Origin of the sequence: Cellulomonas sp. PS-H5 (assembly GCF_019265565.1) — a bacterium.
GTDB lineage: Bacteria > Actinomycetota > Actinomycetes > Actinomycetales > Cellulomonadaceae > Cellulomonas.
The window spans coordinates 1-21289 of record NZ_JAHVCI010000046.1 but is presented as its reverse complement, the minus strand read 5'-3'; the positions used below and the strand labels follow the sequence as shown (position 1 = coordinate 21289).

22 protein-coding genes and 3 tRNA genes are annotated in these 21289 nt (G+C 74.9%); 15 read left to right on the top strand and 10 right to left on the bottom strand.

What is annotated here, in order from left to right:
• Positions 1-6: 6 nt before the first annotated feature.
• The 4 genes from rpmG to J5O08_RS15695 form a co-directional block, all read right to left on the bottom strand.
• A complete protein-coding gene (gene rpmG, locus J5O08_RS15710; protein ID WP_146839572.1) occupies positions 7-177 on the bottom strand; it encodes a 50S ribosomal protein L33 in 171 nt (56 codons plus the stop codon).
• Between the two features lie 78 nt (positions 178-255).
• Positions 256-332, bottom strand: a tRNA-Met gene (locus J5O08_RS15705).
• A gap of 48 nt (positions 333-380) precedes the next feature.
• A tRNA-Thr gene (locus J5O08_RS15700) sits at positions 381-452 on the bottom strand.
• 169 nt (positions 453-621) lie between these two features.
• A tRNA-Tyr gene (locus J5O08_RS15695) sits at positions 622-703 on the bottom strand.
• Positions 704-829: 126 nt separating this feature from the next.
• On the opposite strand from J5O08_RS15695, the gene J5O08_RS15690 reads away from it, so the two are divergent.
• The 5 genes from J5O08_RS15690 to J5O08_RS15670 all read left to right on the top strand — a co-directional run bounded on the left by J5O08_RS15690 (position 830) and on the right by J5O08_RS15670 (position 4694).
• Positions 830-1330, top strand: coding sequence for a YajQ family cyclic di-GMP-binding protein (locus J5O08_RS15690; RefSeq protein ID WP_147795425.1), 501 nt, complete (start codon positions 830-832; stop codon positions 1328-1330).
• Positions 1331-1490: 160 nt separating this feature from the next.
• A complete protein-coding gene (locus J5O08_RS15685; protein ID WP_218707849.1) occupies positions 1491-1961 on the top strand; it encodes a WXG100 family type VII secretion target in 471 nt (156 codons plus the stop codon).
• Positions 1958-2779 carry a hypothetical protein gene (locus tag J5O08_RS15680; RefSeq protein ID WP_218707847.1) on the top strand — a complete coding sequence of 274 codons (822 nt, stop codon included), beginning with the start codon at positions 1958-1960 and terminating at the stop codon, positions 2777-2779. The genes J5O08_RS15685 and J5O08_RS15680 overlap by 4 nt, the downstream gene beginning before the upstream one ends.
• Positions 2776-4278 (top strand): GPI inositol-deacylase, encoded by a 1503-nt coding sequence (locus tag J5O08_RS15675; RefSeq protein WP_218707845.1) that lies wholly within the window; start codon positions 2776-2778, stop codon positions 4276-4278. The genes J5O08_RS15680 and J5O08_RS15675 overlap by 4 nt, the downstream gene beginning before the upstream one ends.
• A complete protein-coding gene (locus J5O08_RS15670; RefSeq protein WP_218707843.1) occupies positions 4275-4694 on the top strand; it encodes a hypothetical protein in 420 nt (139 codons plus the stop codon). Before J5O08_RS15675 ends, J5O08_RS15670 begins: the two co-directional genes overlap by 4 nt.
• Before the next feature lie 22 nt (positions 4695-4716).
• Here the strand turns inward: J5O08_RS15670 and htpX are convergent, their stop codons facing one another.
• A complete protein-coding gene (gene htpX / locus J5O08_RS15665; protein ID WP_147795420.1) occupies positions 4717-5592 on the bottom strand; it encodes a zinc metalloprotease HtpX in 876 nt (291 codons plus the stop codon).
• A gap of 118 nt (positions 5593-5710) precedes the next feature.
• Here htpX and J5O08_RS15660 point away from each other — a divergent pair, with 118 nt between their 5' ends.
• Genes J5O08_RS15660 through J5O08_RS15650 form a run of 3 tightly spaced genes read left to right on the top strand, consistent with a single transcriptional unit; the run spans position 5711 to position 8249 of the window.
• Complete coding sequence (locus tag J5O08_RS15660) at positions 5711-6568, top strand: transporter substrate-binding domain-containing protein (protein WP_308281659.1); 858 nt, start codon at positions 5711-5713, stop codon at positions 6566-6568.
• Between the two features lie 26 nt (positions 6569-6594).
• Positions 6595-7482, top strand: coding sequence for an amino acid ABC transporter permease (locus tag J5O08_RS15655; RefSeq protein ID WP_147797086.1), 888 nt, complete (start codon positions 6595-6597; stop codon positions 7480-7482).
• Positions 7479-8249: an amino acid ABC transporter ATP-binding protein gene (locus J5O08_RS15650; protein ID WP_304518524.1), complete on the top strand. Its 771-nt coding sequence runs from the start codon at positions 7479-7481 to the stop codon at positions 8247-8249. Before J5O08_RS15655 ends, J5O08_RS15650 begins: the two co-directional genes overlap by 4 nt.
• A 108-nt stretch (positions 8250-8357) precedes the next feature.
• Here J5O08_RS15650 and J5O08_RS15645 read toward each other — a convergent pair whose 3' ends face one another.
• Complete coding sequence (locus tag J5O08_RS15645; protein WP_218707839.1) at positions 8358-9773, bottom strand: FAD-dependent oxidoreductase; 1416 nt, start codon at positions 9771-9773, stop codon at positions 8358-8360.
• Between the two features lie 123 nt (positions 9774-9896).
• Between J5O08_RS15645 and rarD the strand changes: the two genes are divergently transcribed.
• On the top strand, positions 9897-10892 hold the full coding sequence (gene rarD, locus J5O08_RS15640) for an EamA family transporter RarD (RefSeq protein ID WP_218707837.1): 996 nt from the start codon (positions 9897-9899) through the stop codon (positions 10890-10892).
• A gap of 24 nt (positions 10893-10916) precedes the next feature.
• Here the strand turns inward: rarD and J5O08_RS15635 are convergent, their stop codons facing one another.
• The 3 genes from J5O08_RS15635 to eccD are packed head-to-tail and all read right to left on the bottom strand — an operon-like array spanning position 10917 to position 14938.
• A complete protein-coding gene (locus J5O08_RS15635) occupies positions 10917-12188 on the bottom strand; it encodes a S8 family serine peptidase (protein WP_218707835.1) in 1272 nt (423 codons plus the stop codon).
• Complete coding sequence (gene eccB, locus J5O08_RS15630) at positions 12185-13585, bottom strand: type VII secretion protein EccB (RefSeq protein ID WP_218707833.1); 1401 nt, start codon at positions 13583-13585, stop codon at positions 12185-12187. Before eccB ends, J5O08_RS15635 begins: the two co-directional genes overlap by 4 nt.
• Positions 13586-13588: 3 nt before the next feature.
• On the bottom strand, positions 13589-14938 hold the full coding sequence (gene eccD / locus J5O08_RS15625) for a type VII secretion integral membrane protein EccD (RefSeq protein ID WP_218707831.1): 1350 nt from the start codon (positions 14936-14938) through the stop codon (positions 13589-13591).
• A 378-nt stretch (positions 14939-15316) separates the two neighbouring features.
• Between eccD and J5O08_RS15620 the strand changes: the two genes are divergently transcribed.
• From J5O08_RS15620 to J5O08_RS15595, 6 genes are all read left to right on the top strand, one after another.
• Positions 15317-15628 (top strand): WXG100 family type VII secretion target, encoded by a 312-nt coding sequence (locus J5O08_RS15620; RefSeq protein ID WP_147795413.1) that lies wholly within the window; start codon positions 15317-15319, stop codon positions 15626-15628.
• 18 nt (positions 15629-15646) lie between these two features.
• Complete coding sequence (locus J5O08_RS15615) at positions 15647-15931, top strand: WXG100 family type VII secretion target (RefSeq protein ID WP_147795412.1); 285 nt, start codon at positions 15647-15649, stop codon at positions 15929-15931.
• A 149-nt stretch (positions 15932-16080) separates the two neighbouring features.
• A complete protein-coding gene (locus J5O08_RS15610; protein WP_218707829.1) occupies positions 16081-16464 on the top strand; it encodes a hypothetical protein in 384 nt (127 codons plus the stop codon).
• A gap of 152 nt (positions 16465-16616) precedes the next feature.
• The gene (locus tag J5O08_RS15605; RefSeq protein ID WP_218707826.1) at positions 16617-17792 is read left to right on the top strand and encodes a S8 family serine peptidase; all 1176 of its coding nucleotides are present in this window, start codon (positions 16617-16619) and stop codon (positions 17790-17792) included.
• A complete protein-coding gene (locus tag J5O08_RS15600) occupies positions 17785-19251 on the top strand; it encodes a hypothetical protein (protein ID WP_218707824.1) in 1467 nt (488 codons plus the stop codon). The genes J5O08_RS15605 and J5O08_RS15600 overlap by 8 nt, the downstream gene beginning before the upstream one ends.
• A gap of 94 nt (positions 19252-19345) precedes the next feature.
• Entirely contained in the window at positions 19346-20572 is a 1227-nt protein-coding gene (locus J5O08_RS15595) for a S8 family serine peptidase (protein ID WP_218707822.1), read from the top strand.
• Positions 20573-20745: 173 nt separating this feature from the next.
• Here the strand turns inward: J5O08_RS15595 and J5O08_RS15590 are convergent.
• On the bottom strand, positions 20746-21289 hold a 544-nt coding region (locus J5O08_RS15590; protein WP_218707821.1), incomplete at its 5' end, for an FHA domain-containing protein.

Genomic DNA, 21289 nt, shown 5'->3' with positions numbered 1-21289 from the left:
GGAAGGTCAGCGGGTCTCGCGGTGCAGCGTGTGACGGCCGTCGCGCGGGCAGAACTTCTTCATCTCGAGCCGGTCGGGGTCGTTCCGACGGTTCTTCTTCGTGATGTAGTTCCGCTCCTTGCACTCCGTGCAGGCGAGCGTGATCTTCGGACGGACGTCCGCGCTCTTGCTGGCCATGGTCTTGCCACCTCTCGCGCCCGAAGCGCTTGGATCTTCGTCGTCGGGCGCCGGCGGACGCCCCACTGGATTCAGTGCTGGTAGCGGGGGCGGGGTTCGAACCCGCGACCTCACGATTATGAGTCGTGCGCTCTCACCAACTGAGCTACCCCGCCTCGGGTGCGCACACCTGCCAGACGATCCTGGCCTGCGACACACCACAGAGCCCCGAACGGGATTCGAACCCGTGACCTCTTCCTTACCAAGGAAGTGCTCTACCACTGAGCTATCGGGGCAGCGCGGACCAGGCTACACGGTGCTCCTGGCCGGTGCGAAATCGGGTCCCGCCCCCGCGTGATCGCGCAGGTCGGGGACCGCTTCCGTGCCGGCCCGGAGCAGGTCGAGCCCGGTCCGTGCGTGGCGACGGGGCGCCCTCCGTGAGGAGGACGCCCCGTCGTCCGTGCGTGGCGGGTGAGGGATTCGAACCCCCGTAGGCGATGCCAGCTGATTTACAGTCAGCCCCCTTTGGCCACTCGGGTAACCCGCCAGGGTGCGCGCCTCGGTGACTGCGTCTCCGGGGTGCGGATGGAAGGATAGCAAGGGTTCGGGCCGGTTCCGAAACCGGCCCGTCGTCGGCACAGCAGCACCGGAGCACCACAGGTCAGGAGGAGTCATGGCGAGCGAGTCGTCGTTCGACGTCGTTAGCAAGGTCGACCGCCAGGAGGTCGACAACGCGCTGAACCAGGCCGTCAAGGAGATCGCGCAGCGGTACGACTTCAAGGGCGTCGGCGCCTCGATCGCGTGGAGCGGCGAGAAGATCCTCATGGTCGCGAACTCCGAGGAGCGCGTGCGCGCCGTCCTCGACGTGTTCCAGACCAAGCTGATCAAGCGCAACATCTCGCTCAAGGCGCTCGACACCGGCGACGGCGACCCCAAGCCGTCCGGCAAGGAGTACCGCCTCGAGGCCTCGATCAAGGAGGGCCTGTCCTCCGAGATCGCCAAGAAGGTGACCAAGCTCATCCGCGACGAGGGCCCCAAGGGCGTCAAGACGCAGATCCAGGGCGACGAGGTCCGGGTCTCCGCGAAGGCCCGCGACGACCTGCAGGCCGTCATCGCGCTCCTCAAGGGCGCCGACGACATCGACGCGGCGCTGCAGTTCATCAACTACCGCTGACGCGGGCGCCGCTCCGGCGTCGAGATCGCGGGAGGCGTGGGGTTCCGGGTGCCGGAACCCCACGCCTTCTGCCGTCTCGGCGGGGGTGGGCCCGCGGTCGTCCACAGGCGGCGCAGGTGGGCCTGTTGCGGGGCCCTGACCTCTGCTTCGATCGGGTGGCATGACGGCAGGGGGAGATCCGGAGGCGATCCGGCAGCACGCCAGACGGCTGCGCGCGACCGCGGACGACGTGGCCCGTACCGGTGACCGCGTGCGGGCCGGCGCGGGCGTCGAGTGGGTCGGTGTCGCGGCCGACCGGTACCGCGAGCGCCTCGCCGAGCACGCGCGGCGCGTGACGACCGCGCGGGACGAGCTGCTCGGCACCGCGGGCGCGCTCGACCGGCTCGCCGACGAGCTCGAGGCGCGGCAGGCGGCGATCCGGCGGGCGATGCGGTTCGTCGAGGACCGGCTCGACGACGCCCGGCGCACGGTCGGCCGGCTCGCCGGCGTGGCGGACGACGTGCTCACGGTCGCCGAGCAGGCGGCGCGCCGGGCCGCGCACGGCGTGCTCGGCACGGTCGCCGGCGGTCTGCCTTCCCCCGGCTCCCCCGACTGGTCGGGGATCGCAGACCGCATCGGGCGGATCGGGTGACCGCCGCGCTCGCGCCGCTCGACGGCGCGCTGCGGGCTCGCCTGGGCGAGCGGGACTGGGCTGTCGCGAGCGCCGGCGTCCCCGGCCTGCCCGGGTGGGCCGGGGTGCTGCCGGTCGACCGGGACGGATCGCCCGTCGCACCGCCGCCTCCGCCGGCCGGCGACGCCGCGGCACCCGAGGGGGTGGACCCGGTGCTCCGCGCGGCGGTCGAGGGTGGCGCGGCCGCGCTGGTCGCCGTCGAGGTGGCCGCCGCCGCGGGCGAGCGGGCGCTGCTGGCCGTGCTCTGGTCCGACGCCCAGGCCGGCTCGGGCGTGGCGCGCGGCGTCGACGTCGTGCCCGGCGCCGGCCTCGGCGGGACCACGCCGCGTCCCGGGGTGGAGGTCAGCGCCTTCCCGGTGTCCCGACTCGTGGACGAGGTGCTGCGGCACGTCCCCGACGCCCCGGTCCGCGTGGCGGCCGCCCCGGCGACCGTCCCGGAGGAGCTGACGATCGCACTCGCCCAGGCGATCCGCACCGGCGACGGCGCCACCGTCGACGCGCTGTGCGCCGAGCTCGGCACCGACGGGCCGCCGGCCGCGGTCGAGGCGGCCGTGCGCGGCACCGACGGCAGCCTCGTGGTGTCGGTCGCGAGCCGCGGCCGCACGGACGTCTCGACGCTGAGCGTGCTCCGGACCGACGCCGGCTGGGTCGAGCTCACCCGCACCGCCGACGGCCAGGTCGTGCACACCCCGCGCAGCCGCGAGGACGTGCGGGCCGCGCTGCTGCACGACCTGACCGGCCGGTTCACGACCGCGACGGCGACGGAGGACGACGCGTGAGCATCAGCGTGAGCGGCGGCGCGGGCGGGATGGGGGCGCGCCTGCAGGACCTGCGCTCCGAGGCCGGGCTGCTCGACGCCGCGGGCGACGACGTCCGGCGGTGGAGCGGGTCCGTCGCGGCCGTCGCGGTGCACCCGGACGTCACCGTCGCGACCCTGCTGTGCCCCGGGGAGGTCGCCGCGGTCGCCGGCTCGGTCGCCGCCGCGACGATCGGCGCGAACGGGCTGCTCGTGGTGAGCACCCGGCTCGAGGGCACCGCGGTGGTGCTGCGGGCGTCGGCGACGACGTACGAGCTCGTCGACGCCACGCAGCAGCGGGTGCTGGAGGCGCTGCAGAACGCCGCGGGGTTCACGCTCGGCGCGGCGCTGCCGTTCCTCGCGATCGGCGGCGGCGTCGTGCTGCTGGGCGGAGCGGGGGCGGTGCTCGCGAGGCCGGCCGGCTGGCCCGCGCTCGTGATCCTCGCCCGGGACGTCGACCCGGCCGCGCTGGGTCGGGCCGGGATGGACGGGCTCTACGACAACCCCTGGCTCCTGGAGTCGCTCACCCGCATGGCGCCGAGCCTGGTCCAGGGGACGACGTGGAGCCTCGGCACGCTGCTCGGCGGACCCGCCGGAGGGCTCGCGCTGCCGTTCGCGCTGTCGGGTGGCGCGTGGCCGACCGGGACGTACGAGGACGCGGTCGGCGGCCTGGTGAACGCCGGCGGGCTGTTCGGGGTGTTCCAGGACGTGGGCGCGGTCGGGGTCGACGAGGTCGACGGCGACTGGGCCGGCAACGAGCCGCGCTCCGTCGCGGACATCTTCCGCGAGCAGTACCGGCTCGGGCAGGACGAGGGGCAGGTGCAGATCGTGCGCGTCGCGCAGCCCGGCGGATCGTCCGCGTGGATCGTCCAGATCCCCGGCACCCAGGAGTGGGGTGCGCAGCGCGGGGACAACCCGGTCGACCTCACCACGAACGTCCGGCTCATGGCCGGGCAGAGCACGCACATGCAGGCCCAGGTCCAGGAGGCGATGCGGAGGGCCGGCGTCGGCCCCGGCGAGCCGGTCATGCTCACCGGCCACAGCCAGGGCGGGATCACCGCCGCCGCCCTCGCCTCGGACCCGGCGTTCCGCTCCGAGTTCGACGTCCGAAGCGTCGTCACCGGCGGTTCGCCGATCGCGCGGTTCGACATCCCGAGCTCCGTCTCGGTCCTGTCGCTCGAGCACGACCAGGACGCCGTCCCGATGCTCGAGGGCCGCGAGAACCCCGACCGCGCGAACTGGGTCACGGTCGAGCGCTCGCTCCCGCGTTCCGACTTCACCGTGCAGGATCCGCTGTCGGACCGACCCGCCCAGACGACGGTCCAGCCGGGAGTCGGTCCCGCGCACGGCACGGACGTGTACTCGGACACAGGGCGGGCCGTCGACGCCTCGACTCATCCGAGCCTGCAGCGCTGGAGGGACCTGCAGTCGCCGTTCTTCGCAGGTCAGGCCGAGGTCACCCGCTGGGACGTGACTCGATGACCCGAGACCGGCTGATCGCGGCGTCGACCGCCGTGGCCGCAGCGCTGGCACTCTCGGGATGCGTCACCACGGCCTCCGGCGGTGACACGGGCGGCGTCCCGGACGAGGAGATCGCTCAAGCCATCGCGGACCTGGACGGCGTCGAGGCGACGGACGTCGAGTTCGATGACTCGTTCGGCTACGGCTCCCGGTACAGCGGGGTCATTGAGGTCTCCGCGAGCGCCGATGCCGGGTGCGTCCTGGTCCGATCGCTCGGGCTGCTCAAGCAGGGCCGACCGGGTGTCGCGCTCTCGAGCGTCGAGGTCCACCACGGTGACACGACGCTGACCATCAACGACCTCACGTCCGATCAGCTCCAGGCGTTGAACGCGACGACGGCTCCCGCCGACGGCACGCTGCAGGTCCCCGTGTGCTGAGCGCCGCGGGTGCGGGCGCCGCTCAGTACCGCTCCACCCCGCCGTACCCCGCCATGCGCTCCAGCCGCTGGATCCGGTCCGCCATCGGCGGGTGCGTCGCGAACATCCGCCCGATCCCCGCGCCCTTGAACGGGTTCGCGATCATCAGGTGCGACACGTCCACGAGGTCCCGCTCCTGCGGCAGCGGGCGCGCCGCGGTGCCCTGCTCGAGCTTGCGCAGCGCGGAGGCCAGCGCGAGCGGGTCCCCGGTGAGGGCGGCGCCGTCCTCGTCGGCGTCGTACTCCCGGGTCCGGCTGATGGCGAGCTGGATGAGCGTCGCGGCGAGCGGGGCGAGGAACACCATGAGCAGCGCGGCGATGGGGTTGCCGCCGCGGTCGCGGTCGTTGCCGCCACCGAAGAACAGCGCGAACTGCGCGACCGACGTGATGACGCCGGCCACCGCCGCCGCGATCGACGACGTGAGGATGTCCCGGTTGTACACGTGCATGAGCTCGTGGCCGAGCACGCCGCGGAGCTCCCGCTCGTCGAGGATCTGCAGGATCCCCTCGGTGCAGCAGACGGCGGCGTTGCGCGGGTTGCGGCCGGTGGCGAACGCGTTGGGCGCGGCGGTCGGCGACACGTACAGCCGCGGCATGGGCTGGCGCGCGGCGGTCGAGAGCTCGCGGACGATCCGGTACATGGCGGGCTGCTCGATCTCCGACACCGGCCGCGCGTGCATGGCGCGGATCGCGATCTTGTCGGAGTTCCAGTAGGAGTACGCGGTCATCGCGAGCCCGGCCAGCGCGAACAGGAAGATGTACCGCCCGTTCGCCACGAACGCGCCGATGCCGAGCAGCACGGCCCACAGCACGCCGAACAGCAGCGCCGTCTTCAGGCCGTTGTAGTGCCGGTGACCCATGTGCGTCCTTCCTCCCTCGCGGCCGACAACTCGTCCCGCGCTCCAGACAACGCTGCAGGCCGTCCGGCAGTTCCCCTACCCTGACCCCGCACATCCCGCCGTCCCCCGAGGAGACACCGTGCGTACCGTCCGCTTCCTTGCCCTGGCCGCTGCGAGCGCGCTGGCGCTCGCGGCCTGTGCGCCCGTCGACGAGGGGAGTGACGCGCCCGCGTCGACGTCCGCCGCGGCCGACGGCGCGCTCGACACCCTGACCGACGGCGTGCTGACCATCGGCACCTCCGACCCGGCCTACGAGCCGTGGGTCGTCGGCAACGACCCGAGCAGCGGCGAGGGCTTCGAGGCCGCGGTGGCCTACGCGGTCGCGCAGCAGCTCGGCTACGACGCCGACCAGGTCGAGTGGGTCCCGGTCACGTTCGACCAGATCATCGCCCCGGGTGCCAAGTCGTTCGACTTCGCGATCAACCAGGTGTCGATCAGCCCGGAGCGCGCGGAGAACCTCGACTTCTCGTCGTCGTACTACGACACCGCGCAGGCCGTCGTGACGCTGGAGGGCTCGTCCGTCGCGGGCGCGACCTCGCTGGCCGAGCTGAAGGACGCGAAGCTCGGCGCGATGGTCGGCACGACAAGCCTCACGGTCGCGCAGGACGCGATCGACCCGAGCACCGACATCCAGGTGTTCAACGACAACGACCAGGTGAAGCAGGCGCTGCAGGCCGGCCTGGTGGACGCGATCGTCGTCGACCTGCCGACCGCGCTCTACATCACCGCGGCCGAGCTCGAGGGCGGTGTCCTCGTCGGCCAGCTGCCCGCGGACGACGCGGCCGGCGCCGACCAGCTCGGCCTGGTCCTCGACAAGGGCTCGTCGCTCACCGAGCCGGTGACCGAGGCGGTCGACACCCTGCGCGAGGACGGCACGCTCGCCGACCTCGAGTCGCAGTGGCTCACCGACGCGGCCGGCGCGCCGGTCCTGCAGTAGTGCCTGCGGGACCCGCGGACCCCGCGATGCCGCCGGACGGCACCCGCCCCGCGTGGGTGCCGTCCGACCGGCAGCGCGAGCGCGACGCCTACCGGCGCGGGCAGACCCGCCGCTCGACGGTGGTCGCCCTGGTCAGCACCGTCCTGGTGGCGGCCGTCGCCGTGCTCGGGCTGGTGAGCTCGCCGGGGTGGCCGCGGGTCAAGCAGTCGTTCCTGGACCCCGAGGTCGCCTGGGCGTCGCTGCCGAAGGTGCTCGAGGGCCTGTGGCTGAACGTCCGCGTGATGGCCGTGTGCGCGGTGATCATCGTCGTCGTGGCGATGCTGCTGGCGCTCGCGCGGACGCTGCGGGGGCCGGCGTTCTTCCCGCTGCGCGCGCTCGCCACCGGGTACGTCGACGTGTTCCGCGGCCTGCCGCTCATCCTCGTGCTGCTGCTCGTCGGGTTCGGCCTGCCGGGCCTGCGCCTGCAGGGCATCCCGACGTCGGCGGTGGTGCTCGGCGGGCTGGCGCTGGTGCTGACGTACTCGGCGTACGTGGCCGAGGTGTTCCGCGCGGGCATCGAGTCGGTGCACCCGTCGCAGGTCGCCTCGGCGCGGTCGCTCGGCCTGACCCGCGGGCAGACCCTCCGGCACGTCGTGCTGCCCCAGGCCGTGCGCCGGGTGGTCCCGCCGCTGCTGAACGACCTGGTGTCGCTGTCGAAGGACTCGGGCCTGATCTCGATCCTCGGCGCCGTGGACGCGGTGCGCGCCGCGCAGATCCAGACGGCGACCTACGCCAACTTCACGCCGTACGTCGTGGCGGGCGTGCTGTTCGTGCTGCTGACCATCCCGTTGACCCGGTTCACGGACGCGCTCGCGAAGCGCGGCGGCTGGCTGGGGTCGCAGAGCGGCCTCGCGGGCGCGGGAGCCATGCGATGACCGGGCCGGCCACCCCGGACGTCGTCCCCGCCGGGTCCCCGCTGCTGCGCGTCGACCGGGTCCGCAAGGCCTTCGGCGACCACGTCGTCCTCGACGACCTGTCCCTCGACGTCGCCGAGCACAAGGTCGTCGTGCTGATCGGCGCCTCCGGCTCCGGGAAGTCGACGCTGCTGCGCTGCGTGAACCTGCTGGAGGAGGTCGACGACGGCGTCATCGAGGTCGCCGGCCAGGAGGTGACGGACCCCCGGGTCGACGCGAACGCGGTCCGCGCGCGGATCGGCATGGTGTTCCAGGCGTACAACCTGTTCCCGCACCTGCGGGTCCTCGACAACGTGACGCTGGCGCCGAGGCTGGTGCACAAGGTCGGCAAGAAGGAGGCCCGGGAGCGCGCCGCGGCGATGCTGGAGCGGGTCGGGCTCGGCGCGAAGGCGCAGGCGTTCCCCGACGAGCTCTCCGGCGGTCAGCAGCAGCGCGTGGCGATCGCGCGGGCGCTGGTGACCCAGCCGGCCCTCATGCTGCTCGACGAGGTGACGAGCGCGCTCGACCCGGAGCTGGTCGGCGAGGTGCTGGACCTCCTCGGTGAGCTGAAGGACGAAGGCACGACCATGGTCGTCGCCACGCACGAGATGGCGTTCGCCCGGCACGTCGCCGACGAGGTCTGCTTCCTGCACCAGGGCCGGATCCTCGAGCGCGGCCCGGCGGAGCAGGTGCTGGGCGCCCCGCGCGAGCCCCGGACCCAGGAGTTCCTCCGCCGCTTCACGGGCTGACCCGGGGCCCGGGCCGCCGCGGCCGACACTGGAGACGAGTGGAGCGTTGTGCCCGACACGCGCGGCGTGTCCCGGCAGAACGCTCCACTCGAGCCCACTCAGCGGCCGTCAGGCCTCGCCGGCCGCCTCGGCCAGCGCGATCCGGACCATGTCCTCGCGCGGCACGACCTTGACCCGCTCGCGCCCGTGGGGCTCACCGAGCGCCCGCTCGTACGCGTCGAGCAGCTCCCACCCGGCCCAGTGGATCGGGCGGGCGCCGCGCGCGGTGAGGAAGTCGACGACCGCCTGGGGCTCCGGCTCGGTGGCGGACAGGAACGGGTTGCCCTCCGCCGTGACGTCGCCGGCGTCCTCGACCAGGTGCCGGATGGTCTCGCTGGCGTCGGACTTGGTGTGCCCGATGAGGCCGACCGGGCCGCGCTTGATCCAGCCCGTGGTGTAGACGCCGGGGACGGGCTCGCCATCGACGTCCACGACCCGGCCCTCGCGGTTGGCGATGACGCCCTTGGCCTCGTCGAACGGCACGTCCACCAGCGGCGAGCCGAAGTAGCCGACCGCGCGGTACACGGCCTGGACCGGCCAGTCGTGCGTGGCCCCCGTGCCCGCGACCGAGCCGTCGCCGGCCAGGGCGGTGCGCTCGGTCCGCAGCCCGACGACCTTGCCGTCCTCGCCCAGCACCTCGACCGGCTTGTGCAGGAAGTGCAGGTGGATGCGGCGGCTCGCCGTCAGCTCCTCCGGCTCCTTCAGCGTCCAGTCGGTGAGCGTCTTGACGACCTGCTTGGTCTGGTTCGACGAGTGGATGGCGGCCATCGAGCCCTCGTCGAAGTCGAAGTCCTCCGGGTACACGACGACGTCGACGTCCGGGACGTGACCGAGCTCGCGCAGCTCCAGCGGGGAGAACTTGGCCTGGGCCGGGCCGCGGCGCGCGAACACGTGCACGTCCGTCACCGGGCTGGCCTTGAGGCCGTCGTAGACGTTCTGCGGGACCTCGGTCGGCAGCAGGTCGTCGGCGTGCTTCGCGAGGATCCGGGCGACGTCGAGCGCCACGTTGCCGGCGCCGAGCACCGCGACGTGCTGCGCGGTGAGCGGCCAGGTGCGCGGCACGTCGGGGTGGCCGTCGTACCAGGACACGAAGTCGGCGGCGCCGTACGACCCGTCCAGCTCGATGCCGGGGATCGGCAGGTCGGCGTCCTTGATGGCGCCGGTCGCGAAGATGACGGCGTCGTAGTGCCGGCGCAGGTCCTCCAGCTTGAGGTCCACCCCGTAGTCGACGTTGCAGATCAGCCGGATGTCACCGCGCTCCAGCACCTTGTGCAGGGCGACGATGATCTGCTTGATCCGCGGGTGGTCGGGGGCGACGCCGTAGCGCACCAGGCCGAACGGCGCGGGCAGCCGCTCGATGAGGTCGATGGAGACGTCCAGGCCCGAGCGGCTCAGGATGTCCGAGGCGTAGATGCCGGCGGGGCCGGCGCCGACGACGGCCACGCGGACAGGGCGGTTCGAGGTCACGCAGGTGCCTTCCTTCATGGGGTCCGCCGACCAGTGTAGGACGACCTAACCTCTGCCGATCTGCCCCGACTTCCCGCCGTTCTGCCCGCGGGGGCGTGGACGGCGCCCGGGCGCGTGGGTGGGCGGCGCTAGCGTCGGGTCGTGAGCACGCCCTCCCCGTCCGCCCCCGCCGGCCCGACCACGACCGCCGCGGCCCCCGCGACCACCGGCGCCCTGGACCCCCGCGGCCTCGTCGCCGGCGTCGGCGCGTACCTGCTGTGGGGCGTCCTGCCGCTGTACTTCGAGCTGCTGAAGCCGACGGGCGCCGTCGAGGTCGTCGCCCACCGCGTGCTCTGGTCCCTGATCTTCTGCGCCGTCGTGCTGTCGGCCACCCGCACCTGGCGCGCGCTCGGCGTCGTGCTCCGTTCGCGCCGGACGATGGCGCTGGTCGCGGCCGCGAGCGTGCTGCTGGCCGTGAACTGGCTGACGTTCGTGTTCGCCGCGCTCGGCGGGCACGTGGTCGACGCCGCGCTCGGCTACTTCATCAACCCGCTGGTCACCGTGCTGCTCGCGGTCGTCGTGCTGCGTGAGCGCCTGCGGCGGACGCAGTGGGTGGCGCTCGGGTTCGGCGTGGCCGCGGTCGTCGTCATCACGGTCGGGCTCGGGCGGCTGCCGTGGGTGGCGCTCACGCTCGCCGGGTCGTTCGGCGTCTACGGCCTGCTGAAGAACCGCGTCGGCCGCAGCGTCGCCGCCGCGCCCGGGCTCGCCGCGGAGACGCTGGTGCTCGCGCCGGTGTCCGCCGGGTACCTGATCTGGCTCGGGGCGTCCGGCGGGTCGACCTTCGCCGCCACCGGGGTGTGGCACGCGCTCGCGCTGGCCGGGACGGGCATCGCGACGGCGCTGCCGCTGCTGCTGTTCGGGGAGTCGGCGCGCCGGCTGCCGCTGAGCGTCGTCGGCAGCCTGCAGTACCTCGCGCCGGTGCTGCAGCTGATCATCGGCGTGCTGGTGCTGCACGAGACGATGCCGCCGGCACGGTGGTGGGGCTTCGGGCTCGTGTGGGTGGCGCTCGTGCTGCTCACCGTCGACGGGGTGCGGACCCAGCGCGCGCAGCGCCTGCGTGCGGCGGCCGCGGCACCCGCGCCCGCAGCCGCGTCCTGACGCGGCCGGCCCGCGCGACGACCGTCAGCTCCTCCGGCGCCGTCCCGCCACCCGCGCCCCCAGCGCCGCGAGCAGCACCACGGCGGTCCCGCCGATCCCCCACCACACGGCTCCGGCGCGCGCGCCCGCCAGCGGGTCCTCCCGCGGCGACACGTCGACGGTCCGCACGTCGGCCGCCTGCGCGTCGGGGCGCCCGTGCACCGGGCTGACCGGCCCGGGCGCCGTGCCGTCGTCGACGAACGCCAGGGCCGCGTCCGGCCGCACGACGCCCCAGCCGACCAGGTCGTCCCGCTCGGCCGGCTGCGCGCGGGCCGCGGTGACCTCGAGCCGGTAGGCCCACTGCGCGGGCGTCTCCTCGGGGTACCGCTCGGCGAGCAGCGCCGCGGCGGCGCTGACGTAGGCGGTGGCGAAGCTGGTGGAGGTGCCCTCGCCGGACAGCATGCAGTCGCCGGCCGCGTGGAAGGTCGTGAGCACGTTGGTGCCGGGCGCGGCGACGTCGACGTGCTCGCCGTGGATCGCGTCGCCCGCGGGCCGGTCGTCGACGTCGACGGCCGTCACCGACAGCACGCCGTCGTACGCGGCCGGGTACCGCGGGCCGTCGGTCTCGTCGCTGCTGGTGTTCCGGTTGCCGGCGCTGGCGACCACCAGCGACCCGGCCGCGGTCGCCCGCCGGACGGCGTCGGCCAGCGCCGGGGTGTCGTTCGGCGTGCTCATCGAGACGTTGACGACCCGGGCCCCCGCGGCGACGGCGGCGTCGATGCCCGCGGCCATCCGGCCGGCGTCGGGGGCGACGCCCTGCTCGCGGGCCTGGTCGTCGTCTGCGTAGTAGACCCGCACCGGCAGGATCGTGGCGGCGGGCGCGAGGCCGACGACGCCCGAGTCGAGGTCCGGCAGCGCCCGGGCCGCGATCTGGCCCGCGACCGCCGTGCCGTGGCCGGCGGTGTCCGTGCGCCCGGCCGGGTCGCCCGCCGCGCCGACCAGGTCGACCCCGGGGACCACGGCGTCGGTCAGGTGGGCGTTGCCCGGGTCCACGCCGGAGTCGACGACGGCGACCAGGACGCCGTCGCCGGTGGCGGACTGCCAGGCGCGCTCGGCGGCCAGGCGGGCCAGGGCGGGCGGGGCCTCGGCGACGTACTGGGTCTTCTCCTGGGTGCACTGCGTGGTCGTGGCGGCGGGCAGCCGCGCGGGCGTCGGGGCCGCAGCGAGCGCGGCGCCGACACCGGGGCCGGTCAGCAGGAGCGCGGCGGCCAGGCCGGCGAGGACCGGCCGCCCGCCCCGCGCGGGTCGGGGCGTCACGGCGCCTCGGTGCTCGCGCCCGTCGAGCCCGTCGTCGCGCCGAGGCCTGACGCCGCGGTGCCGCCCGAGACCTCGGTCGCGGCCGCCTCGACGGTCAGGTCCGGCCCGGCGGGCAGCAGGTCGGCCCACGCCGGGGGCACCCGGGTCACGTCGTCCGGCGCGTAGCCGAGCCGGGCCAGCACCTCGTCGCCCGCGTCCGGCACGGGGTACGCGCGGCCCGAGCCGTCCACCAGCCGCACGGTCGCGGCCGCACCGTCGGTCGTCTGCGCGCGCACCAGGGCGCCCGACCCCGGGGCCACCCGCACCCCCGCGGCGACCTCGGCCCCGTCGCGCACGACCAGGTCGACCCGCTCGGCGTCGCCGGTGGTGAGCACGACGCAGGCGGTCGACCCGGCGGCCGGCAGGGTCGGCACCACGGCCGGCAGGTCCGCAGGCGCCACCGGCGTCGCCGAGGTCCGCACGGCGGCGATCTCCGCGGCGGTGACCTCGAGCGGCTGCGCGGCGAGCTCGCCGGCGCCGAGCAGGTACAGCGGGTACGCGAGGTCGGACAGCGGCGCGAGCTCGCCCCGCGCGTCGACGACGTACCGCCGCGCGCCGTCGCCGACCCCGGTGACCTCGACCAGCGTGCCGACCCGGGTGTCGATCGGCAGCCCGCCCTCGGGCAGCGCCGCGTCCCCCGCGCCGTCGACCGTGAGCGGCGCGAGGTCCGAGCCGACCGGCACCAGGTTGAGCCAGTCGGCGCCGGCGGCGAGCGGCGTGGCGGTGTCCAGGCCCAGCGCGCGGAGCACCGAGGCCTCGTCGCCCGCGGGGATGCGGTGCCGGGTGCCGTCGGACACGAGGTACAGCGTCCCGGCCGCCTGCACGAGCGCACCGGCACCGGGGTCCGCGACCGGGGCGGGGGCGTCGGGGTCGATGGTCAGCGCGGTGCCGCCGTCGGGCGCGACGCACGCCTCCCAGCCCGTCGCGGCGAGCCGGCTCGCCAGCGGGAGCTCGTCCGGGGCGCCTGCGATGCCGATGGTGGCGCCGCGCGGCGCGTCCGTGATGTCGTCCTCGCTGACGTCGACCACGTGGAACGAGCCGGAGTCGAGGACGAGGCGCGCGCTCGTCACGTTGAGCACCGGGTGCAGCGTGCCCTGGATCCCGACGTACCGGCTGCCGTCGCCCTCGACGATGATCAGCGACTGGTCGTCCCAGCCGTCCGGGAGCGTCGGGCTGAGCAGGCCGAAGCCCAGGCTGCCGAGCACCAGCAGCACCGAGAGCGAGACGCCCGCGACGACGCCACGCAGCGGCTTGGTGGGCTCGAGCTCCCGCCCGCCGGGTGCGCCGCTGGTGAACGCCGTGAGCAGCCGCCGACGGCTGTAGGTCTGGGCCTCGACGAGGTCGCGCTTGGACGCCACGGGTCAGACCAGGCCCGCCGCGACGACGCCGAGCGGCAGCAGCAGGGCCAGGCAGGCGATCTCCAGGAAGTCGCCGAGCCGCGCCAGGCCGACCCGGCGGCGCGGGGCGACCAGGCCGAGGCCGACGACGACCGCGGCGGCTGCGCCGGCGACGCCCACGAGCGCCGGGCGCCAGCCCGGGTGCTGCGCGGCGGCCACGACCGCGACGACGACGAGCAGCGCCACGGACAGCCCGACGGTGAGCAGCACGTCGAGCCGCGAGTAGGTCTGCCGCGTCGCGAGCAGCAGGCCCGCCGCGGCGAGCACGAGCAGCACGGTCCCGGCGACGCCGGTCGCGACCACCGCGGGCGCCGACACCAGGGCGAGCACCCCGATCGCGACCCGCAGCGCCACCTGGATGCGGTGGCCGGCGGCGAGCTGCGCCCGCACGCGGGCCGACTGCACCGCGGGCGGGTCGGCGAGGATCTCGGCGTCGTTGCGCGGCGACACCACGCGCAGCGGCGTGCTCGACAGCGCGAGCCACGGGACGCCGATGCTGGCCGTGGCGACGACGGCCACCACGACGGCGAGCACCTCGCCCGGGCGGGCGTCGGTCAGGGAGATCGCGGTCCCGGCCACGGCGAGCGCGAGGCCGCCGGCCAGCGGCGCGGCGCTCAGCTCGCGACGGTCGACCAGGGCGGGCATGCCCAGCAGGCCCGCGACCAGCACCCCGGTCCCGGCCAGCGCGGCGGGCCAGCCCCAGGACGGCGGGGCGGAGGTCGCGGTCAGCCCGGCGACCGCGGCCAGCACCGGCGCGGTGAGCACGAGCACCCGGCCGGCGGCGGGCTCGGTGCCCACGCGCCCGACGACGGCGCCCGCGACGAGTGCGAGCAGCGCCGCGAGCGCGGCGACGACCGGCGGGACGAGGGAAGACCGGTCGGCGCCGAGCAGCAGCGCGGCCCCGGCGAGCAGCAGCGCGCCGGCCGCCCACGCGGCGCTCAGCGCGGAGTCGCGCGGCGTCCACGGGGCGTACTGGTTCTCCACCGCGTCGGCGACGGCCTCCACGACGTCGTCGTAGATCCGCTCCGCCTCGCGGCGCGCGCCGGACTCCAGCGTGAGCACGGCGCCGTCCTCGACGCCCTCGGCGAGCAGGCTGCGCGCGGAGTCGATCGGCGTGCCGTCGGCCCGCACCAGGCGGTAGCCGCCGTGCGCGGTGGCGGCGTCCAGCAGGCCGAGCGCGCGGGCCAGGCCGGGGACGACCTCGGCCATCGGCACGGCCCCCGGGATGCCGAGGTCGAGGCGGCGGTCCCCGGCGGTCACCGACACCCGCACGAGCGTCCCCACGGACGTCGTGCTGGCGGGTGCGTCTGTCATCGGGTCCCCTGTACTCCCTGGGCAGGTCGGCGGTCAGCATAGCGACGGCAGCCGATCCCGCCCGCGGGGCGCACGGGTGGGCGCGGCCGTCCGGGTGGACTCGGGGGCCCGGCGCCCGGACGGCCGTCCCCCGCGCGGAGGGCGAAGCGCCCGGCAAATCGGACGACGGGTGACAGAACACGCCGGATGACTGGGCCGAACGGGTGATCCGTGACACCAGTCAGCGTGGTTGTCCACAGGGCGGGTGATCCCACCTGACGTGTCCGCGACCTGTCGGATAGCCTCGTCGCGGTTCCGGGGTCGAGTGAGCTCGGGCACAGGCGGCGCCGCAGGGGTGCACGTCAGGCAGGCCCACCGGGCCGTGTAGGGGGAGGTGACATGGCAGCAGAGGTCTCCGCAGCAGACGGCGCGCTCAAGCAGGGCGCCGACGCCGTGGTCCAGAGCCGTGGGGAGCTGCAGCGCGAGCTGAGCGCTCTCGAGGGCAAGCTGTCCGGCATCGGGTCGCACTGGCAGGGCCAGGGCGCCGTCGCGTTCAACGCGCTGATGGCCCGGTGGCGCGAGGACGCGAACAAGATCGTGTCCGCGCTCAACGAGTTCGAGGCCAACCTGCTCACCTCGCAGTCGACGTACACCGCGTCGGACGAGTCGCAGCAGTCCACCTTCAGCCGCCTTCAGGGCCGGCTGGGCTGACCGGGAGAGGACGAGACGATGGCTGACCTCAAGGTCAACTTCGGTGGCCTGTCCACCGCCGCCGCCGACATCCAGTCGAGCGCGAGCAACATCGAGTCCCGCCTGGCGGACCTCGACCGCTCCCTGCAGCCGCTGCGGGCCAACTGGTCCGGCGAGGCGTCGACCGCCTACACCGCCGCCAAGGCGAAGTGGGAGGCCGCGCTGACGGACATGAAGGCGCTGCTGGCCGACGTCGGCCGCGCGGTGTCGACCTCCGGTGAGGAGTACCAGTCCACCGAGCGGGCCAACGCCGCCCGCTGGTGAACCACCCCGGCCCCGGCGCCTGAGCGCGGGGCCGACCCAGCACGACCCGCGCGGTCGCGCCCGCCGTCACCCACGACGGCAGCGGCGCGACCGCGCGGCCATCGCGTCGCAGGGGGCGACGCGGACGAGACTTCTTGCGGAGGACGGACGTGGCAGGCGACGTCGAGGTCAGGACCCAGGTCCTGCAGGCCCGGCTGGGGCAGCTCGTGACGCTGTTCGACGACACGGACCGGCTGAAGGGGCAGATCGAATCCCTGCGCGGGAACCAGACCGGTGACGTGTGGCCGGACATCCCGAGCGTCCAGGAGTTCGCGACGCGCTACCGCGCTGCGCTCCAGGACGTCGAGACACGACTGAACGACATCCGGGACACGATCGACCGGTGCCGGCAGGCCCTCGCCGACAGCGCTCTCTCCCTGGAGCAGCAGGATGCAGCGGTCGAGGAGCAGCTGCGCCTGCTGGCAGAGCGCCTCGACGCGACGCCGGCTCCCGCTCCCGTGGTCTCGGGACGCCGGGCGGGGACCGCCTTCTGATGCGCTGTGAGCGAGAGGCCACCGCGGGCCTGGGGAGTCGAGCCGCGCTCACGCTCCTCGTGGCCGCGACGACCGTGGTCGCCGCGGGCGGGTCTGCCCTGGCCGCGGTCGCGGGCGCCGACGACGGCCGGTGGTACTACGAGGCCACCGGCATGGCCGACATCCACCAGAGCACCACCGGCGACGGCATCACCGTCGCCGTTCTCGACGGACGGGTCAACTCCGCAGTCGCCGACCTCACAGGCGCTGACGTGCAGCCGCACGAGCCGTCGTACTGCGCGGCGGAGACCGGTGGGCAGCCTTACCCGGCCACGTCGACGGACGCCGATGCCCAGCACGCGACGTCGATCGCCACGATGCTCGTCGGCACGGATGCAGGGCTCTCGGGACAGCCCGGGATCCCCGGCATCGCTCCCGGCGTCACCCTCCGCACCTACGCGGTGTACGTCGAGGGACAGCCGTGCGAGACGCCGGCCGGCCAGGAGGACCTGGCGGACGACGCCGTGCGAGACGCGCTCGGCGACGGCGCCGACATCATCCTCGTGCCCGGCACCCAGCAGATGTCGGCCGACGTGGTGGCTGAGGCGCAGCGCGCGGGCGCCATCGTGGTCGGTTCGGCGGGCAACGACGGGACGATCGTGACCGGCTTCCCGGCCACGCTGAACGGCGTCGTGGCGACCGGGACCATCACGTCGGACATGACGCTGGACGAGGGGAGCGTGTACGGGCCTCGGCTCGGTGTCGTCGCACCCGGCGCTCACATCCGCGCACTGTCACCGACGTGGGACAGCTACGGCACCACGACCGGTTCGTCCAACGCCGCCGCCTACACCGCTGGGGCGTTGGCCCTGCTGTGGTCGCTCCACCCTGACGCCACCGACGGTCAGATCCTGCAGGCACTCGTGCGGACCACCGACGGCGAGGTGAAGGACGCATGGCAGCACGATCCGAACTGGGGCTACGGGATCGTCAACACCCGCGTGCTCCTGACGGTCGACCCCACCACCTTCCCCGACGAGAACCCGTTCGTCTCCGACGAGCCCGACCTGCTGCCCACCGTCGAGCAGATCCTGGGCACCTCTGACGACGCAGGCGCCGGAGCGGAGGGCGAACCAGCGGACTCCGCGACCGAGGAGCCGGCCGTCGCGCCGGAGCAGGACGATCCCGCGTCAGGTTCGGCACTGCCGCTGATCCTGGGCGCCGCGGCCCTGCTGGTGGGCGCGATCGGTGCGGTGGCCTTCGCTCTGCTGCAGCGTCGTCGGAGAACGTCCCACGAGATCGACCAGCACGAAGCACCGCCGACCTATGCAAGGGGGAATCATGGGTGATCACGCCGAGCAGCTCGGCCGGGCCCGCGACGCGAACGTCGGCGTGATGGACAGCTCGGTCCGTCAGCTCTCGTCCTACTCGTCGAGCATCGAGCCGACCGTCGGAACGCTCCGTACCGTCGGAGGTGACACCGGCATCGAGGGCGCGAGCGCCGACGCCGCGGGCGAGCGCTTCGCAGCGCTCGCGCGAGAGGTCGCCGGCGTGGCCGACTACCTGACGACCATCGCCCAGGCCGGAGCGCGGGCGACGAACGCGATCGTCGCCGCGAAGGCTGCCTACGCCGACCTCCCTGCCGGCGAGCTCTCGTTCGCCGAGCGTGCTGGTCTGACCGCCGCCACCACCGTCGCGCTTCCTGGCATCGGCCCGGTGACCGGGGTGGTCGCCGGCGAGATCCTGTCGCAGCAGCGCGAACGCGCCCGCGAGGACAAGGCGGCCCAGGCGCTGAACGAGCTGAACACCGCCATGGGTTCGATCGCTCTCGTCCCTCCCGCGGACAGCTCTCGGAGCGACTTCGATCCCGGGACCGGGACCACCTCGCCCGGTGGCGGGACGGGTACGGGGGGTCCCGGCGTGTCGGGCGGCTGGTCCGGCGGCTCGTCCGGCGGCACCAGCCAGGGCGTCAACGCCTACTCCCCCGGCTCCGGCGGCAGCGCGGGACTCGTCGGGTCGTCGTGGACGCCCAGCGGCGGGTCGACCGGCGGCGTCGCGACCGGCTCAGGTGGTTCCGGCGGTAGCAGCTCCGGCGGCAACGTCAGCTCCGACCCGATCTTCACCGGCGGCGGCTCGACCGGCGGCGGCAGCGGCCTCGGCGGCGGCCATGTCCCCGGCTCCGGCGACGGCACCTCATCCGACGGCCTCGTCGGCGGCACCATCCCGGGCGGCTCCGGCACGGGCGGCGGCGCGTTCCTCGGCGGCTCCGGCTCGTCGGGCAGCGGTGGCGCGAACAGCCTCGCCGGCCTCGGCGCAGGCGGTCTCGCGGGCGGCCTGACCATCGGGGGCGCGGCACTCGGCGGCGCGGGCCTCAACCGGCTCGCCGCCGGCGGCGCCGGTGGCATGGGCGGAGTCGGTGGGCTCGGCGGCGCGGGTAGCGTCGGCGGCCTCGGCGCTGCGACGGGCGTCCCGCTCGGGACGGTCGGTGCAGGCACGTCCGGCTCCGGCCTGTCCGGCTCGACCTCCGCCCTCGTCCAGGGCTCGCAGGCCGGCGCCGCGGGCGCCGGCGCGTCCGGTGCCCGCGCGGGCGGCATGATGGGCGCCCCGATGGGCGGCGGCGGCGGTGCGGGAGCCGCCAAGGGCTCCAAGCGCCGCGGCTCCGGCGGGCTGCTCGCCCCAGACATCGACGTCGAGGAGGGCGCCGAGCGTCCCGACCTGGGCGCGGCCGCCCGGGCCGGCGGGCGCGACTCGCTCCGGTCCGCAGCCCCGGTGTCCGGCGTCGTGGACGACGACCAGGACGACTGGTGAGTCCGGCGCGCGGCCGGCGGGCGGCGGCGTGAGCCGCACCACCGGCCGCGCGCGTCGTCGCTGCCGTCGGCCCGCGTTCACAGTTGCGACAGCCGTGGCTGCTGCCGCCGCCGCGACGGTGCTCGGTCAGGGCCAGGCCGCCGCAGCGGTCCCGGGCGCGGACGACGGGCGCTGGTTCTACGAGGCGACGGGCCTCGCCGAGCTCCACCAGCGCACGACCGGCGCCGGCGTCACCATCGCGGTGCTCGACGAGGCGGTGAACCTGGAGGTCGCCGACCTCGCGGGCGCCGACGTCCAACCGCACGAGCCGTCGTACTGCGCCGCCGAAGAGGGCGGAGAGGCGTACCCCGCCACCTCGGTCGAGGCCGTGGCGAAGCACACCACGTCGATCGCCACGATGATCGTGGGCACCGACGCGGGCGCCGGGGGCGCTGCCGGCATCCCGGGCGTCGCTCCCGGAGCGACCGTCAGGACCTACGCGGTCCGTTACGGCGACCTACCGTGCGAGACGCCCGCAGGGCAGGAGAACGAACAGGACGACGCCATCCGTGACGCCATCGCCGACGGCGCGGACATCATCGCCGTGCCCGGGGCCGGGCGGTTCACGATGGACGGCGTCGCCGAAGCGCTGCGCGCAGGTGTCATCGTGGTCGCCGCTGGAGGCAACGACGGAGCCCTGACGGGGATGCCCGCCATCGCGAATGGTGTCGTGACCGTGGGGACCGTCACCTCAGACGTCACCCTGGCCGAGGGCAGTCCGGTCGGGCCGTCGCTGGCCGCCGTCGCCCCCGGGGCGAAGATCCGCGCGATGCGCGACGACTGGAGCACGTACGGGACCACGACGGGGTCGTCGAACGCCACCGCGTACACCGCGGGAGCACTCGCCCTGCTCTGGTCGATCTACCCGGACGCGACAGACGGCCAGATCATCCAGGCGTTGATCCACACCACCGACGCCGAGGTGAAGGAGACACCGGCCCGCGACATGGAGTGGGGCTACGGCACCGTCAGCCCTCGAGGGCTCCTGTCGGTCGACCCGACCACGTACCCGGACGAGAACCCTCTCCTGCGAGACGACGGCACCCTGCCCCTGATCGCCGATGTCGTCGGCGGAGACGAGCCGACCGCGACGCCGGCCGGCGAGCCCGCCGGCGAAGCAGCCGACGGTGACGCGGCGGCCGACACCGCCACGCCGATGCCCGGCTCCGGGATCCCGGCGGGCGCACTCGTGGCGGGCGCGGTCGGCATCCTCCTGGTAGCCGGCACGGCAACCGCGGTCGTTCTCGGCCGACGGCGTGGGGCACGGCCGCCCGGGGCCTGACCGCCGGCACGCGATGCGCCCGATTCGGTCCGCGCCGCAGGCAGAGAGCAGAACCGCACGCGACCAGGCACGTCGAGGTGTTTGATCCGAGAGCACGAACGCGTCGGTGCCGGTGCCCGCGGCCGACGTCGAGCGAGCCGATAGGTCCCCCCCTGATCTCCGCGACGCGGAGCTCAGCCCCGCGCCGCCCCCGGCGCGTCGATCCGCACCCCGCGGTCGCCCACCTGGATCGTCGACCCCGACGGGACCAGCACCCGCTGGTCCGCCGGCACCGGCACGACCCGCCCGCCGGGCAGCCGCAGCGTCGTCCCGTTGCCGGAGCCGGCGTCGGAGACCCAGAAGGTGCCGTTGTCGATCCCGAAGCGCGCGTGCGTGCGCGAGACGCTGCGCTCCGGGTCGTCCACCACGATGACGTGGTCGCAGCGCTCGCCGGCGGCCGGGCGCGGGGCGCGGCCGATCAGCCCGGGACCGGTGACGGACATGACCTGGCCGGTGTCGAGGGTGACCAGGAACGGGGACGGCTGCGCCTGGTGGTGCACCACCCGCGAGGCGACGGGCTCCGGGGCCGGCTGGGCCGGGACCACGGGGCGGATGCCGACGGACGCGGCCTCCGCGGCGGGCTGCGCGGCGGCGGCCGGGGGCTGCTGCGGCTGGTCCACCGCCGGGGCCGCGGGCGCCTGCGCGGCGGCGGCACGGGCGGCGCGTCGACCGGTCGGC

Bases quoted from the DNA above. Each gene is read 5' to 3' on its own strand.
- J5O08_RS15600 (WP_218707824.1), top strand. From the start codon at position 17,785: ATGGGTGATCACGCCGAGCAGCTCGGCCGGGCCCGCGACGCGAACGTC.
- J5O08_RS15620 (WP_147795413.1), top strand. From the start codon at position 15,317: ATGGCAGCAGAGGTCTCCGCAGCAGACGGCGCGCTCAAGCAGGGCGCC.
- eccD (WP_218707831.1), bottom strand. From the start codon at position 14,938: ATGACAGACGCACCCGCCAGCACGACGTCCGTGGGGACGCTCGTGCGG.
- J5O08_RS15690 (WP_147795425.1), top strand. From the start codon at position 830: ATGGCGAGCGAGTCGTCGTTCGACGTCGTTAGCAAGGTCGACCGCCAG.
- htpX (WP_147795420.1), bottom strand. From the start codon at position 5,592: ATGGGTCACCGGCACTACAACGGCCTGAAGACGGCGCTGCTGTTCGGC.
- J5O08_RS15685 (WP_218707849.1), top strand. From the start codon at position 1,491: ATGACGGCAGGGGGAGATCCGGAGGCGATCCGGCAGCACGCCAGACGG.
- J5O08_RS15650 (WP_304518524.1), top strand. From the start codon at position 7,479: ATGACCGGGCCGGCCACCCCGGACGTCGTCCCCGCCGGGTCCCCGCTG.
- J5O08_RS15655 (WP_147797086.1), top strand. From the start codon at position 6,595: ATGCCGCCGGACGGCACCCGCCCCGCGTGGGTGCCGTCCGACCGGCAG.
- J5O08_RS15615 (WP_147795412.1), top strand. From the start codon at position 15,647: ATGGCTGACCTCAAGGTCAACTTCGGTGGCCTGTCCACCGCCGCCGCC.
- J5O08_RS15605 (WP_218707826.1), top strand. From the start codon at position 16,617: ATGGCCGACATCCACCAGAGCACCACCGGCGACGGCATCACCGTCGCC.
- rpmG (WP_146839572.1), bottom strand. From the start codon at position 177: ATGGCCAGCAAGAGCGCGGACGTCCGTCCGAAGATCACGCTCGCCTGC.
- J5O08_RS15645 (WP_218707839.1), bottom strand. From the start codon at position 9,773: ATGAAGGAAGGCACCTGCGTGACCTCGAACCGCCCTGTCCGCGTGGCC.
- J5O08_RS15670 (WP_218707843.1), top strand. From the start codon at position 4,275: ATGACCCGAGACCGGCTGATCGCGGCGTCGACCGCCGTGGCCGCAGCG.